This window comes from Lelliottia sp. AC1 (assembly GCF_023278595.1).
Classification (GTDB): domain Bacteria; phylum Pseudomonadota; class Gammaproteobacteria; order Enterobacterales; family Enterobacteriaceae; genus Enterobacter; species Enterobacter nimipressuralis.
In genome coordinates this window covers 2,836,098-2,852,129 of record NZ_CP025699.1, presented here as the reverse complement: position 1 = coordinate 2,852,129, position 16,032 = coordinate 2,836,098, and the positions used below count along the sequence as shown (strand labels likewise).

The window sequence follows — 16,032 nt, the reverse complement described above, 5'->3', positions numbered from 1 at the left end:
ACTATGAATGAATTAAATTTAAGTAAAAATATTCATTTGGCAGCTCGTCTTGCAGATGATGCTTTTGAAAGTGCTTATTTTAAAGAAATCAATAAGTTTATAATTGGTTTATACGATTACAGTTTATTTAACTGCGATTCAGATGTTAGTCTCTCCAAGAGTGATAACAATAAAATAGCACACGCTTTGCGTTTTGCAGATATATTTTCACATTCTTCAAAAGAAAATCATAGATCATGTGCATTTGAAATTATAAGTAGAATAGCCTTATTAAAAACACATGATCCTTATTTTAAATTTATAGGTACTGCTGTAATTAATCGGCTTGGGGTTTATGCAGCAGAAAAACTCATATCAAAAGGGGTGAAATTACCCTTAGATAGAGAAGTTGATTCTATTATTAAAAAATCAATTCAGAAAACAGATGAAGATGGAGTATATTTCACTGATAAACAACATGAGTTATACAAACTTTTAAAAAGTAGTAAAACAATTAGTTTTGCTGGTCCCACTTCGATGGGAAAGTCATTTGTTATTAATGCATACATTAAAGAAATAACTCTTAAAAAAGAGCTTAAAAATATAGCTTTAATTGTTCCCACACGGGCTTTAATAAGCCAAAATGCACTAAAGTTAAAAATTGATATTGCATTGTATAAGAATGAAAGCCCTTATAAGGTTGTTACGACATCCTATATGATTAATGGTGATGAAAGTAAAAATAAAGGCTATATTTTTATTCTCACCCCAGAAAGGCTGGTTAGTCTCATAAGCACTATTCCTGGACTAATGATTGATTATGTTTTTGTAGATGAAGCTCAAAAGTTAACAACAAAAAATGATTCGAGAAGTCTTGTTACTTATTCAGCTATAGAGCAAACCATTAGTAAAAATCCTGAGGCAAGATTATTCTTCTCTTCACCTAATTTATCTAATCCTGAAATATTTAACATTTTGTTTGATAGAAAAGACGCTTTGGTATATAGAAATACAGAAGGTGCAACTACTCAGAATATGTATTTTATTGATCTCTTAAATAGCAGCTTTAGCTATGTTAACACCGAGGAAAGGACGCTTGAAAAAATAGATGAGATCTCTAATACTTACACGAGCACAAATGATGTTATCTATAAATTAAATAATGGTAAAAGTAAAATTATTTATTGTGGGGGGATAGAAAGCACTCTTGAGAGAACACGTAGCTTTATCAATTATCTCAAAATTAATAAGAAAAAAACAAAGCCTTTGAATTTAGAAATATCATCTGAGATAAGAAAATTTGTTCATGATAACTATGAACTTGCAGAAGCCATCAACTATGGTGTTGCTTTCCACTTTGGAAACTTGCCTCAATCGATTCGAGATTTAATTGAGCATCATTTCAAAATAGGAAATATTGACTATCTATTCTGTACATCAACCCTACTTGAGGGGGTCAATTTACCTGCAAGATCCGTATTTATTCTTACACATAAAAAAGGCCCCAGTCCCTTAGAGTCGGTTGACTTTTGGAATCTGGCTGGGAGAGCTGGGCGATTATCTATGGAATTGTCAGGAGATATTTTTTGTATTAGAGATGATAATAAGTTTTGGAATAAAAAAGCTGTTGATAATATCCTTCTGTCTGATAAAAATAATATTTCATTAAAACCAAGTTTTTATATTGAAGACGAAAAAAGATTGAACGATTTACACCAGATAATTACGACTGGTAAAACAGGGGATATTAAAAATGCTGAGTTCCTTAGAACTTTAGGAGATATGATAAGAATAGACACTATGAGGGATTCTAAAGAACTTCCTCTCATTAGTTATTTCCAAAGTAGTGGAAAATCAGAAATTTTGTTAAGTGCAGAAAAAAGCACTGAAAATATTACCATGCCAATGAATATCCTTTTGGCAAATAGTCATATTGCGATTGATTCGCAGTATCATGCTTTTAAAAAAATAAAAAGCCTTACAGTTAAGGATCTGAAATTATCATGGCAACCTACATACGAAGAAATTAAAGAAAAATTGAATTTGATATTCGATATTTACCAAGTTGAAAAGTTTGCAACAGGTAGAGAACGTCTTTATTTAAATTCAATTCCATACTATGCAGTATTACTGTTTCAATGGATTCGCGGAAATAGTCTACAGGAAATTATCTCGGGGACAATTGCTTATAGAAAGAACAAAAGTATATATATTAAAAATACACCTGTTCTTTTTGACAGCGAAAACCCAGCTCATTTAACTGCATTAGTTAATGAAACTATAAAAGATATTGAGTTGCGTGTAGGTTACCAGTTACAAAATTATATTTCACATTACTGTCAGCTTCTGAATTATGTGTTACAAGGAAATCCAGGGGCAAACTGGTCTCAGTTCATTGAGTTTGGCTCTAATGAGCCAATAGTATGGCATCTACAAATGATGGGCTTTTCAAGGGATAGTGCTGTTTTTCTCAAGAAGAATTTTTCAAAATACCTTAAACTTAATAATGAAATGAATAAACTCATCATAATGGATAAAGAACTGATCAAGCGTTCATTCAAAAAAGATGGACTACATTATTTAGAAATCCAATCGTTATTATAAAACTGCCGAATCAGAGTCTTTTATTCACTCTGATTCGCACTTTTATGGTCAAATCAAAAGGAGCATTAAAATTTTTCAGTAGCGATTTAGTATGCTAAATCACTGCATATCGAATCTGCTTCTAAAGCTTGATTAAGTGTTGCGAACTGCCTTGATTGTTCATTGCTACACTTTAGAATTAATCGCAACGCACAAATCAATACAATGTAGGCAGTTGCATAGAATTAATTACAGGCTCATTATGGATATCGAGAGGATTCGAACAGTACTAAACTGCAAGCCCTTTGACTTTATCTCCTCCTACTATATCAGCGTTCAATGCCGCAAATACTGGCAAGCATTTCCTTCTTCACACGAAAAACTGTAGCCCTGCCGCAATCACATAACTTTGCGATCTCGTCTGGTGTATTCTTCCCGGCCTGTAACATATCGATAATCTTGTTATGTAGTTCTTGGTTCTTTTGCTTGCCTTTGTACTTCCCTGCTTCTTTGGCAAGAGTAATCCCTTCGTTGCGGCGTGATGCGATCATTCCTCGTTCAAATTCCGCAACGGCTCCCATCATGGTTAGGATCAGGCGTGATTGTGGGGAGTTATCAAAGCTCATTGAGTTAGCAATGAACTGAACAGTGATCCCACGAGCAACCAGGTTATCAATTATTTCCAGCAAATCGCGAGTATTGCGTGCCAAGCGGTCGATGCTGTGGGCGACGAGAGTGTCACCTTCGCGGAGGTGTGAAAGTAGATTCAACAATTCAGGTCTTTCGCTGGTGGACTTGCCTGATTCTTTCTCTGTAACGATTTTATCGCAAACAGGTTCCAGTACTGTTAGCTGACGCTGAAGGTTTTGGTCCTTACTTGAAATTCTCGCATATCCGAAAATCATTTCCTTGCCCTCACTCGCCGCAAATATCATTTAAACTAACTGAATGATACTGTATCATTTAAATACAATCAATGTCTAAATGATACAAGTTAGGAGAGGAAAACGGAGTATCGTTGGGGAGTACCCAAAAGAGATTCTTGATCGTTCTGTTTTAGGCAATATAGGGTTAGTGGAAAGTTCGACACTGAGATCTGAGTACACGGAATTTTGTTGGCAGGGTTGAACCTGATCATGTGAACGACATTTTAAATCAGGCGGAAAAAAACAGACTGTACTTTTATCTCAGTAAACGATCCCTTTACCTTTTTTGTCACAAAATGAGTAGCTTGGGCTTTGATTATTTTATGATCTGAAGGCCAGTACTTTTAGCGAAGACGAAAAAGCGGCCTTCATGAGGCCGCCTACGATAGATCACCAACGAACTTCCGAGGTAGGTAGTGGTGTTGCATTATAACGCTCTGTACTTACGCTATTTTTTGAGGTTCAATCCTGCAATCACCTGTGGTATTCAACGATTCGTGCATCTGGGGCAATGGGGTACTGTTTGTTACTGGGGAGTTCATTAGAAGGGTACAAGATAGGTGATCGGGCGTTCTTTCAGAATCAGTACCGGCAGTACTGGTTGGGAGTCATTCAACGGGATTGTTTTGTCCTGCTCTATCCTGAACCGCTATCGAGCATATTGGATGGCCTGACGTACCTTAATGCAGAACGGCATATGAAACAGGTTCATCAAGATGATTGGTTCTGTGATCAGAGTGGGCTTCCATTCTGATATAGATATCAGGTATTTGATAGATGTTGTAGGATGATGGGATAACTAACATGTGAGGCTGTACAATCATGCAATATTACCCCCTCTCTACTAATACCACCGAACATAACAGTGAAAGTGCTGAACTGTTATTTGATATTTTAAGTAACATCATCAAAGACAAATCTTTAATTAGTATTCTGAAAATTGATCTAAGTTTTATAGATCCACGTGCAACAGCATCCGATTATATTATCATCAACGAAGTTGAACACATTTTGGATAATACATACTGTGTTCAGTATACCTTAGATTATTATATCTATAACCTCTGCAAAGATATGGATGTTGAGGGTGAACATGAAACATCCATGAATTTTGATGTTTACCCTAATTACATAGAATTCGATTTAATTGACATTGTCAGGGATACAGTAGAAGAGTTTTAAGGGTAACTTATGGATCGTTTACTAAAGATTATTAACATCCTACTACTCAGTATTGTAGGAATGCTGTTGCTTATCGGCGTGATGGTGCTGGTACAAGGTAGTAAGGTAGATTTGGGCAAGATTGCTGATTGGTGGGCTGGATTAAGTGCTGTAGCAACGGCTGGTACTTTTGCCGTAGCTGTCATTGTTTTGAGGAAAGCACCAAACTGGTTCAAACAAAAAAGAAATGAAACTGGATTTAATCATGTTATCTCTTTAATGTTAGAATACGATGATATTGAACAAAAAATTCAACGATTATATTTTGATGTAGCCAGTATTCGTCGAAACGATCCCAATTTTGATAGTCTTTGGAATGAAGTTAGAACAGTTGTTTACACAATAATAGTTCTTCGCTCTAAGCTACAATCTTGTAAACGATGGAATATAAATGCATCACCAGATGTGGATAATGCAATTATTAGATTAAAAGATTTTTGTAGTCTTTCACTAAAAGTACTCACTTGTGAAAAACTTAGGGATTTGGATAAATTAGCTGAGTCTCAAAATAATCTATTAGAACTCAAAAATAACATATCAACAGATGCTCAATCATTTAAAACAGATATTAGTGACATATTCGGATTTCCAGAATGATAATGATTCCCCTGTTCAGTACCAGGTAACAAACCCCGAATGGACGGACGGTACTGAACAGGGGATTGGTAGTGTACCGTCAAGTACTATTAGATTTTAATTACAGAAATGATGGATAACAAGTGAATAAAACTAATAAAATTCTAATTGGTTCGGTAAGTGCCTTATGCATTGTTGGTACTTTGACCCTACTTAAAGCGGTGTTTAATGATGGGGGGAAGATGGTTACTGATTGGATCAGTGCATTGTCAAACGCAACAATGGCAGGTGCTGCGGTTTATGCTGCTTTACAGGCGAAGAAATGGTTCAAGCAAAAAAAGTATGAGATTGCTCATTCTATAGCTAAAGATCTAACTTATACACTTTATGAAATGCAAACCATATTGGATAACTTTGATACACATGTCACTATGTTTACTGCTTCCTCTACTGCTCAAGCTGACATTAATGAAATTAAATTAATTACAGATAAATTCTGTCAATTAATATCTAAAAAAGAAAGAATGCTGTTTGAGTTAAAAAGATTACATTGGGTATTAAAAAGTGAGTATGATGAGATATATTACTTACCTTCATGCCTCGACTTTGAAATACTTATATGTCAAGTAAATTTATCACTTGTAATGTATGAGTTTGATAATACCGATAGTGCTCATTTGGAGTATGATATTCGACAAATAAATGATCCCATTAAACAATATGAGGCAGCCATAAAAGTTTTTCTTTCTAATGAAATAGAATACGAAGAATATTTCGACATAAAAAAATAAACTACCACCATCAGGATACTATCAATAGTGGTAGTTGCTTTGTCTATACTATCCTATTTAAAGTTGGATATTCAGTACAAAAAAATAAAGGGGCATTATGCCCCTACTCTTTAAATCATCCGTCTATTAAAAATAGTACTTTTCAATGTTGATTTTGATTGTGTGATTACTGCTGGGTCAACATTCAGTAATACAGCATCAAATACAGGTCGCGTCTTAGCTTTGATTACATCGGCTAAATCAGTACCCTGATCATTCTTGCTTTCAAATTCAAAACCGGTAAGGCTTAAGTACTTCACTGGCGTAAGGCGTTCTACATTCCCGTTAATACGTGAGCGTTCTGATTTACCGAGTGTGATATAGCGGTTCAGTACTTCGTCTGGTGTTTTGTCTTGTGAGTCCAATAAATGATCCACAGCTTCTGCATTTATATAGGTATTACTATCGAGCTGTGGATCATTTTTCATAACTGACAACCAACCACCCAAACGCATTTGCAACACATCACCATTGAACCGTTCTACCAGTACAAAACGAGCAATTTTTTCTGCCAATTCACGTTTACCCTGAACGGTTAACCCCTGCTTTTTATGCTTACCATACGTCACTAAGTGGTTAGGCAATTCACGGGTAATCAGATCAAGTACGCTGTTACCGTTATGTGCATTACCCATATCTTCATTCAAGTACCGCCAGTACTCTTTGTTGGCTTTGAGGCGTTCTAAGTACTCAACAACATCAGTACGCTTTAGGCCACGACGTATAAACCCTTCTACAAACTCACGCTGTACCTGTGCTTCTGGTGTGTCGTTATCAACTACCCAACCACGATCATGTACCTGACTGATCACCAGGTCGATAGTTGCCCGGTACTGCTCCTTCTTATCCTGTGCAACGGCTGCACGTTCTTCTGCTACCTCTGCATAAAGTACTGCACGTTGAGGAACCGTGAACTTAAAGCCGTACTCTGTTAGTTCCTGAGCGTAACGGTTGAAATTGGCCTTACTGCATTCAAACCTGTTGTTAGCCATCTGGTAATCAATCTTGATGAACGACACTTCAAACTGTTTCGTTTCATCATTCCAGTACACGTTTTCCATACGGTTTTCATTACGGTATGTGTTGATGTACTTCTTCCGTTGCTTATCGCCTAATAGCTGAATATAGCGGTTCATTGCTTTTGCAGAATCAGTACCAACATCTACGTAATCCTGTGCCGTGATCTCTATACCCTGCTCTGGTAAATCACCACTAACCAGTACTGACGGCGTGTAATGGTATGTACGGATAGTACCAGTACACTTACGCCAACGGTTTGTAACCTGCTCGATACGTTCTGGTGTGCAATCACCGATTACGTGTACTTCACAGTTCTTTAGTACATCGTTTACATTCAGACCTTCTACGATACTATTAGTACCGATCAGACAATCGTACTGCTCACCTAAAATCGAGCTATTCAAGAATGTCTGAATTTCTGCTGTGTCTTTAGTATCTGCGGTATATTCAAGAGTACGTATGCCAGTTAATTTAGAACGTACTACTTTAATATCGTCTTTGTCATTTAACAGAATAACCATCTTGTTTGTATGTTGACGTTCATTAATGCGTTTAATTGCAGTGCCTACTATATCCCCTTCACACTGAATACGGGTTAACACCTTATCAAATGGTTGTACCTTACGTACTCGTACTGTATTAACTACTTCCAGTTTGCAGAAGTATTCACGACGAATAGTACCTGACATTAGCACTACTGATTTGAATAGACTAAAACATTTATGAACAAGCTGATTTACCGAATCACGGTAAGAATCAAGATATAAACCGTGTGCCTCGTCAATTACCAATGTCATATTTTTATATTTGTCGTGGTTATCTGTATCATTCAGAATTTTTTCAATCTGATGATAAGTACTAACCCCGTCATGAATATTATTAAATTCTGCACCTGCACGGGTATTCTGCTTAACAATGCTGAGTAATGGGGCAACCATGATCACATCAGTACGTTTAGACCAGTACCACGACTTACCTACTCCACAATCACAGATTAAAAGATTCACACCGTTCAGTACTTTGAACTTATCAGCCACGTCTGATAGGTACTGATCACCGTTTAACATGATTTCGTAATCGTATTGTGTTTGTTCGGTGACTACCGGCTTAACGCTAATGTACTGAGGCAAGATAACAGGCATTGGTAGTTTGTATCCTGCTGGTAAGTTCTTACGTAGCCCTGCAATATGACCATATGAAGCATTAGCCATTGCTGCAATCTCTGCTCCAGTATGTGTTGCCCCACTACGCCCTACATGTTCCAGTACTCGAATCATATCGTATTGGTTAACACCCAGTGCTGCCAGGCGATTACCGAGAATGCGGCGATCTTCGTACTCAAGCTGACCATCATTGTGATTGATAATGGCTTCAAGTAGATCTTGATGTTCAGCATAAGTAAATTCATAGCTAACTGGATGAACAGGATTGATGTACTGTGCTATTGGTTCTACGTACTGCACATCAGCCATTACATCTAATAGACGGCCTTCATTGTGATGACTAATAAACTTATCGGTGTGTACGGTATTCAGTTGCGGCAAGTACTGAATCTGTAATGACTTACTGAATGACGCATCTGAATAATGAAAACGCTGCTTTAACGATTCAGACCATTCAGACCACTCATCAGCACTAAGTGTTTTAGTAAGTGGAAGTACTACACGGAAACGTTCACCAGATCTAATACCAGTACCACCAGAGCTATACAGAACGTATTCGTACTGACTTAGATCTTCTTGTACTTCTTTAACGGTAATCCCATCATCAATATCGAGTACCACGGCGTAATGTGCGATGACGTTTTTTGCACTACGTGCTGCACCTTCAATCATCTGAGCAAATACTACTGCATCAAATTGTTCTTTAGCCTTGTTGTATTGTTCTGGATTACTTGCAGTGAACGTAGCCCATTTAGAACGATCCAGTACTTCCTTAACAAATTCATCCCAGTCAAATTCTGTATGAAAAGTACTGGCTACTGTACGTCCTTCGGCTGCTGCTTTCTGTTTTAGTTCTGCCTTGTCTGATGCAAAACGGTTTTGAAAATACGTAACTTTTAATTTTTGATTCTGATAAATAGTATTGAGATTCATAAAAAATTCCTTTTATTTAAAATTGGCATCATTGCCTATGTACTAAAGCACTTAGTACAATGTATTTAACTTGAAGTACCAGTGCCGCAAATTCTGGTGTTTTTTTATTACAGCTTAATTGTTATTACACCAGCTTGAATATCATCCTTCAGTAATTAATGTGCTGTTTGCTTTTGATAACGCTATATTGCATTCTCAGATAACACACTTAGTATAGGATAGATATTTTAATCGTTTCAAACATTTTCCCATTAAGCACCATTATTAATTATATCGCATGAAATATATTTTTTCCTGAACCACACTCAGCAGATGCATACTTAAACTTGGTAAAAATAAATGTAGGATTAATCATTTGTACACGCTCCATATTGATTAATTTAGAAAGGCCGATTCATGCGAGTGAGTCGGCCTTTTTTTGGGGGATGGATTAGTTGTTTAACTGGGGGCTGTGTAAATGCTTAAGTTTTACTTTTTGATACCATTTTTTGTATTTCGTAAGTTTGTTATTTCTTGGCTTCTCTATGTATCCTTTTTGTAATCGCACTTTTAATATGTTACATATTCGTGCTGAGTCATATCGCTACATAGAATGTTTTCATATTGATCAAAAGTCAGTGATCTTTCATTTTCATTTAATCACCGGTTTCATTGTCTGTGTCACTTTTAGTATATGTTACAAAAACAATCCGTTTCACAAGAATAATTTGTTAATGTAAGAGGGTATTTTATATGTGTAATTACATGCTAATGCTTAATGGGAAATAATGGTTGTCATCTTCTCCCCTCGCACATTTAATCTGACGCCGTATATATATCGATTGATATTGATTATAGAGATTGCGATGGTGGAGTAGGTCAGAAGTTGATTTGAAAAGTATTAAGTTCTATTGTTTTCCTATGAGGTACAAAATGGGGTACAAGGTGCGGTACAGCGTGATAGTGTAATATTCATAAGATCAATCTTGTATCAGCACGTGACTTGACGTAACCTACTAATTGATAAAGAAATGTAATCAACATGACTCGGGGTGCCCTTCTTCGTTGAAGGCTGAGAAATACCCGTATTACCTGATCTGGATAATGCCAGCGTAGGGAAGTCAGATGCCCCTCACGGCTATCGCTTCTTGACGCAAGGCAGGAGCGAAACCATGCAGCCTGACCTGCTCGATTTACACGTCTTACACCACTTCCGTACCCGTTCTCCGCTTACTCACTGCATGACTAACGATGTGGTGCAGGCCTTTACCGCGAACGTTTTACTGGCCCTCGGGGCCTCTCCGGCGATGGTTATCGAAGCCGAAGAGGCGGAGCAGTTTGCCGGGATAGCCGATGCGCTGTTAATCAATGTCGGTACGCTCACCTCGCCGCGCGCGCAGGCCATGCGCCGGGCAATTGAACGTGCGGTTGGCGCAGGCAAGCCCTGGACGCTCGATCCGGTGGCGGTCGGTGCGCTGGCGTTTCGCACCCGCTTTTGCCAGCAAATTCTCACTCTGAAACCCGCCGCCATCCGTGGGAATGCCTCAGAAATCCTTGCCCTTGCCGGTATGAGCGCGGGCGGTCGCGGCGTAGACACTACCGATACCGCTGCCAGCGCGTTGCCCGCAGCCCAGGCACTGGCACGCCAGACCAACGCCATTGTTGCGGTCACGGGGGAGGTGGATTACGTCACCGACGGGCAGCGAACGAAAACCATCGCAGGAGGTGATCCGATGATGACCCGCGTGGTCGGCACCGGCTGTGCCCTGTCGGCGGTGGTTGCGGCAAGCTGCTCGCTGCCGGGCGATCGGCTGGATAATGTGGCTGCCGCCTGTGGATGGATGAAGCGCGCGGGAGGAGTAGCCGCCGCACACAGCGCCGGGCCGGGCAGTTTTGCCAGCGCCTTTATTGACGCCCTCTGGAATCTGGAGGCGCAGGCATGAAACGCATCAACGCATTAACCATCGCAGGCACCGATCCGAGCGGCGGCGCGGGTATTCAGGCCGATCTCAAAACGTTCTCCGCTCTCGGGGCTTATGGCTGCTCGGTCATCACCGCGCTGGTGGCGCAAAATACCCGTGGCGTACAGTCGGTCTATCGCATTGAGCCAGATTTTGTCGCGGCTCAGCTCGATTCCGTGTTCAGCGACGTACGCATTGATACCACCAAAATCGGCATGCTGGCCGAAACCGATATCGTTGTAGCGGTGGCCGAGCGGCTGAAGCGTTATCAGGTGCAAAACGTGGTGCTCGATACGGTGATGCTGGCAAAAAGCGGCGATCCGCTGCTTTCAACGTCTGCCGTTGAAACCCTGCGTAAAAAGCTGCTGCCGCAGGTTTCGCTCATCACGCCGAATCTGCCGGAAGCGGCGGCGCTGCTCGATGCGCCGCACGCCCGTAGCGAACAGGAGATGAAAGAGCAGGGCCGTGCATTACTGGCGCTGGGCTGTGAAGCGGTGCTGATGAAGGGCGGTCATCTGGACGACGCCGAAAGCCCGGACTGGCTCTTTACCCGCGACGGTGCGCAGCGATTTACCGCCCCGCGCGTCATCACCAAAAACACCCACGGCACCGGCTGCACCCTGTCGGCGGCACTGGCGGCGCTGCGCCCGCGCCATGAAAACTGGGCCGATACGGTGCAGGACGCCAAAGCCTGGCTCTCACTGGCGCTCGCCAAAGCCGATACTCTGGAAGTCGGTCACGGTATTGGCCCGGTTCACCATTTTCATGCATGGTGGTAAAGCGCTGAAGGAGTATACTGAATAAGGACTTTCTGCCAGGAAAACAGAGATGGAACAAGCGCATACCCGGTTAATTGCTCAACTGAATGAACGGTTTGCGGCGGTGGATAATACCCCGCTTTATCTGAGATTTGCCGAGACGGTAAAAAACGCCGTGCGCAGCGGAATGCTGGAGCATGGCAACATTTTGCCGGGCGAGCGCGATCTGAGCCAGTTGACCGGGGTGTCGCGCATTACCGTGCGCAAGGCGTTGCAGGCGCTGGAAGAGGAGGGCGTGGTCACGCGTTCTCAGGGCTATGGCACGCAGATTAATAACATATTTGAGTATTCCCTCAAGGAGGCGCGCGGGTTTTCTCAGCAGGTGGTCCTGCGCGGCAAAAAGCCTGACACCCTGTGGGTGAACAAACGGATCGTCAAATGCCCGGATGAAGTCGCGTCGGAGCTCTCAATCGCACCGCAAAGCGATGTCTTTATGCTCAAACGCATTCGTTACGTTGACGACGACGCCGTGTCGATTGAAGAGTCCTGGGTGCCGGTTGGGCTGATTCACGACCCCGATGCCATCGGGATTTCTCTGTACGACTATTTCCGCAGCCAGAATATCTTCCCGCAGCGTACCCGCTCGCGCGTCAGCGCCCGGATGCCGGACAGCGAATTCCAGATGCACATCAAAATGGACGAAAAAATACCGGTGCTGGTGATCAAGCAAGTCGCGCTTGACCAGCAACACCGGCCGATTGAGTACAGCATTAGCTACTGTCGCAGCGATTTATACGTCTTTGTGTGCGAGGAGTAGTTCCTCGCGCGTCGGCGCACAGTCGCCGCCGCGATGGCTGACTACCCACGCGGCCACCGCATTACCGAGTAATACCGCATCTGGCAGCGCCCAGCCCGCCGCCAGCCCAGCCAGCGTTCCACCTGCGTGGCTGTCACCTGCACCAATGGTATCCACCACCGTGGCGGGAAATGCCGGAACATGCCCGGCATTTTCACCGTCGTAATACTCTGCGCCGTCTTTATCGTGCCGCACAATCAGCGGGCAGCCGTAATGCGCCTGCCACGCCTTGCCGAGGGCTTCCATGGACATACCTAGACGCTCCGCCGCAATAACGGCTTCCTGGCGATTCAGCGACACAATCGGTTTGCAGGCCATGATACGTGCCATCAATGCATCAGGAATATCCGCGATGCGTGGCCCAAAATCGATAAACGCCGTTACGTCTCTAAGCCCTTCCAGCCAGTGCGTCAGCAGGTCCCCGCACGGCGAGGCCAGCTGATAGCCCGAGAGCGATACCAGGCTGTGAGGCGGCACCACAAGCGCGTCCAGCCAGCTCTGCTGCCACTGGTTTTCCACGCCGCTGAAAGACATAAAGGTGCGCTCGCCGTCCGGCTCCACCAGCGCCAGGCACCAGCCGTTATCACCGCTTTCGGCTTCCACCGCGCTGTGCAGATCCTGTTTCGCCATGGCGTTACGAATGATATCGGCCCACACGCCGTGCCCGACCGGTAGCGCGTTTTGCGCCGTGATCCCGAGGCGTTTCAGGGCGATAGCGATGTTCAGCGCACAGCCGCCAATGTTCACGCCCTGCTGTTTTAATTCGATATCACACCCGCGCCAGGGCAGGGCGTAGGCATCGGCGATCACGTCGATGACCGCCGCACCCAGCACCGTCACCGGACGCTGGGCCGTTAAGGTTTCAAGCTGGTGAGAAAGTTCGGTTCTCATGCGCCCTCTCTTTCTTCCCGATAGTGCAGCAGATGCTCGCAGTAGTAGCCAAAGTCCAGCTGATTCACCGCATCCAGCTCGGCTTTCAGCGCCGGATCAATTGCCTGCACGCCATGCAGCGCGCCGCAAATCGCGGTCGCCATCGCGCCGATAGTGTCCGTATCCCCGCCGAGATTCGCGCATAAAATTGCGCAGCGGTTTGGGTCTGTCCCGGCCAGTTCCACCATCGCAATCGCCGCCGGAACGGATTCAATGGTGCTGGTGCCTGCGCCGACGAGCTGGTAAATCTGCTCGCTGGCGGAGTCGATGCCGTTGGCCTCGCGCACGGTTTTAAGGGCCAGTTCCAGACGCGCAGCCAGAGAGGCGCTGAACGTGGTGGATCTGGACTCCTGGGCATAACGCGCGATGCCGGGCAGTGCGTCGACGATGTTCTGCCAGCTTTCCCCGTCAATGGCGCGGGAGATTGCCCAGGCGATCACCACCGCACCGGCAATCGCCAGATCCGATTTGTGCGTCGGACTGGAGGCGAGCGCCACCTGCTCAACAAAATGCTCAAGACGGGTGGCCGGGAGCAGGCAGCCGAGCGGTGAGGCGCGCATCGCCGCGCCGTTGGTAACGCCATTATTTTCCAGCTCGCTCACCGGTTTACCGCTGCGGATGGCGTTAAGGGCAATTTTTGACGTTGGGCCGAGCACGTTCTTATTAAAAGCATCAAACTCTTCGGCCCACAGCAGGATATGCCTGCCGATGGCATCGGGATCAATCTGCCCGTCGCATTCGATAATGGCATCCGCCAGGCTCAGGGCCATGGAGGTATCATCCGTAAACTCCGCCCGGCCAAAATAACAGGCGGCATTATTCTCTGCCGGGCCGGGCAAAAAGCGGTCGATCCAGCCAAAATGGGCTTTCACGCGGCTTCTTGGCCACAGCTCTGACGGCATGCCCATCGCATCCCCCAACATCTGCCCGTACAGGGCACCGAGAATACGTTCTGCTTTCATTTTACTTCCCCTCGTGTCAGCGCAGTATCGGCATCATCCACCTCAATGGCGGTGATCTCTTTATCCGATTCGCGGAAAAACAGCATAAACAGCACGGCGATAACGGCGATCATAATGCCGCCGAACGCCCACATTCCGGCCCAGTTGAAGGTCAACCCGTTCACAGGCTCTTTATAGGCAAACATTTTTTCCATCATCACGCCGCCCAGACGGTAGCCCAGCAGGCTGCCAAAGCCCTGACAGCAGAGTGTGATCAGCCCTTGCGCTGCGGTACGCATATGCACAGGCGCTTTTTTGTCCACGTAGATATACGCGGTGACGTAATAGAAGTCGTAGCTTACGCCGTGGAGCAAAATGCCCAGGAACAGCAGCGCGTAGGTGAAGTATTGATCTGCGCCACCGAAGACAAAGAAGCCGTAGCGGATGGCGGCGGTAATCAGGCCCAGCAGCAGGACCTTTTTAATACCAAAGCGCTTGGTGAAGAAAGGCAGCGCCAGCATAAAGAAGATTTCAGAGAACTGGCCGAGGGTCATCCAGCCGGTGGCGTTTTTCATGCCCACTTCCGTGAGATATCCGTTCGCAAAGATGTAGTAGAACGCCAGCGGCATCGCGAACAGGAACGAGCAGAAGAAGAACACGAGGAAGTTTTTATCGCGCAGTAAAATGAGCGCATCCAGCCCCAGCATCACTTTGATATCCAGCTTGCCGGTGCTCTTTGGCGGTGTATTCGGCAGGAACAGGGCAAACACGCCCAGAAGCGCAGAGCTGGCCGCCGTCATCAGCAGGGGAATATTGGTGTCAGAAATATCGTTGTAGCCGAGCATTTGCGGCAGGAAACCGCAGGCCAGGCCCGAGGCGATCCAGCCAATCGTCCCCATCACGCGGATGCGCGGAAAATCGGCCTCCACGTCGTCAACGTTCGCAAAGGCAATGCTGTTGGTCAGGGCGATGGTCGGCATGTAGGTCAGAGAGTAGAGCAGCAGCAACGGGAAGAAGGCGCTGAAGTGCGTTTGCTGAGCGGCGAAGTACATCAGAATTGCCCCGGCAAACATCAGCACCGCCAGCACTTTTTGCGCGGCAAAGAAGCGGTCTGTCAGCGAGCCAACGAGGATCGGCGAGAGGATCGCGGCGATAGCGGTACAGGCATACGACCAGCCAATTTCCCCGGCGGTAAAGCCGCTTTTACTCAGCCACAGCCACAGCGGCACAAACCACGCGCCCCAGATAAACCATTCAACAAACATCATGAATGACAGTTGGACTTTCGTTTTCATTGTTTAATCCTGCATGTCAGAGAGGGTACGCCTTTAACATACCACTCAATAATACCTTTTAAATACCTTTGCGGTGATTGT

General features: G+C 44.4%; 12 protein-coding genes and 1 riboswitch. Of the genes, 7 read left to right on the top strand and 5 right to left on the bottom strand.

All coding sequences use genetic code 11. The features are described 5' to 3' along the window. Positions 1–3: 3 nt before the first annotated feature. Entirely contained in the window at positions 4–2,583 is a 2,580-nt protein-coding gene (locus tag C0560_RS13560; protein WP_248858738.1) for a DEAD/DEAH box helicase, read from the top strand. 308 nt (positions 2,584–2,891) lie between these two features. Here C0560_RS13560 and C0560_RS13555 read toward each other — a convergent pair whose 3' ends face one another. Continuing rightward, complete coding sequence (locus C0560_RS13555; RefSeq protein ID WP_248860288.1) at positions 2,892–3,467, bottom strand: recombinase family protein; 576 nt, start codon at positions 3,465–3,467, stop codon at positions 2,892–2,894. Positions 3,468–4,310: 843 nt separating this feature from the next. Here C0560_RS13555 and C0560_RS13550 point away from each other — a divergent pair. The 3 genes from C0560_RS13550 to C0560_RS13540 all read left to right on the top strand — a co-directional run bounded on the left by C0560_RS13550 (position 4,311) and on the right by C0560_RS13540 (position 6,076). After that, on the top strand, positions 4,311–4,670 hold the full coding sequence (locus C0560_RS13550; RefSeq protein WP_248858736.1) for a hypothetical protein: 360 nt from the start codon (positions 4,311–4,313) through the stop codon (positions 4,668–4,670). 9 nt (positions 4,671–4,679) lie between these two features. Further along, positions 4,680–5,306 carry a hypothetical protein gene (locus C0560_RS13545; RefSeq protein ID WP_248858735.1) on the top strand — a complete coding sequence of 209 codons (627 nt, stop codon included), beginning with the start codon at positions 4,680–4,682 and terminating at the stop codon, positions 5,304–5,306. Positions 5,307–5,428: 122 nt separating this feature from the next. Continuing rightward, positions 5,429–6,076, top strand: a complete 648-nt coding sequence (locus C0560_RS13540) for a hypothetical protein (RefSeq protein WP_248858733.1) — start codon at positions 5,429–5,431, stop codon at positions 6,074–6,076. A gap of 110 nt (positions 6,077–6,186) precedes the next feature. Here the strand turns inward: C0560_RS13540 and C0560_RS13535 are convergent, their stop codons facing one another. After that, on the bottom strand, positions 6,187–9,231 hold the full coding sequence (locus C0560_RS13535; RefSeq protein ID WP_248858732.1) for a hypothetical protein: 3,045 nt from the start codon (positions 9,229–9,231) through the stop codon (positions 6,187–6,189). A 1,017-nt stretch (positions 9,232–10,248) separates the two neighbouring features. Continuing rightward, positions 10,249–10,346, top strand: a riboswitch (TPP riboswitch). 36 nt (positions 10,347–10,382) lie between these two features. On the opposite strand from C0560_RS13535, the gene thiM reads away from it, so the two are divergent. The 3 genes from thiM to C0560_RS13520 are packed head-to-tail and all read left to right on the top strand — an operon-like array spanning position 10,383 to position 12,746. Continuing rightward, positions 10,383–11,153 carry a hydroxyethylthiazole kinase gene (gene thiM / locus C0560_RS13530; RefSeq protein WP_123427330.1) on the top strand — a complete coding sequence of 257 codons (771 nt, stop codon included), beginning with the start codon at positions 10,383–10,385 and terminating at the stop codon, positions 11,151–11,153. After that, positions 11,150–11,950 carry a bifunctional hydroxymethylpyrimidine kinase/phosphomethylpyrimidine kinase gene (gene thiD / locus C0560_RS13525; RefSeq protein ID WP_248858730.1) on the top strand — a complete coding sequence of 267 codons (801 nt, stop codon included), beginning with the start codon at positions 11,150–11,152 and terminating at the stop codon, positions 11,948–11,950. Before thiM ends, thiD begins: the two co-directional genes overlap by 4 nt. 49 nt (positions 11,951–11,999) lie before the next feature. Then, the gene (locus C0560_RS13520) at positions 12,000–12,746 is read left to right on the top strand and encodes a GntR family transcriptional regulator (protein ID WP_100779578.1); all 747 of its coding nucleotides are present in this window, start codon (positions 12,000–12,002) and stop codon (positions 12,744–12,746) included. On the opposite strand, the gene C0560_RS13515 is transcribed toward C0560_RS13520, so the two are convergent. The 3 genes from C0560_RS13515 to C0560_RS13505 are packed head-to-tail and all read right to left on the bottom strand — an operon-like array spanning position 12,720 to position 15,951. Further along, complete coding sequence (locus tag C0560_RS13515; RefSeq protein ID WP_181826572.1) at positions 12,720–13,676, bottom strand: PfkB family carbohydrate kinase; 957 nt, start codon at positions 13,674–13,676, stop codon at positions 12,720–12,722. The two genes, C0560_RS13520 and C0560_RS13515, sit on opposite strands and share 27 nt — an antisense overlap. Then, complete coding sequence (locus C0560_RS13510) at positions 13,673–14,677, bottom strand: ADP-ribosylglycohydrolase family protein (protein WP_102104111.1); 1,005 nt, start codon at positions 14,675–14,677, stop codon at positions 13,673–13,675. The genes C0560_RS13515 and C0560_RS13510 overlap by 4 nt, the downstream gene beginning before the upstream one ends. Beyond that, positions 14,674–15,951 (bottom strand): nucleoside permease, encoded by a 1,278-nt coding sequence (locus tag C0560_RS13505; RefSeq protein ID WP_248858728.1) that lies wholly within the window; start codon positions 15,949–15,951, stop codon positions 14,674–14,676. Before C0560_RS13505 ends, C0560_RS13510 begins: the two co-directional genes overlap by 4 nt. Between the last annotated feature and the right edge of the window lie 81 nt (positions 15,952–16,032).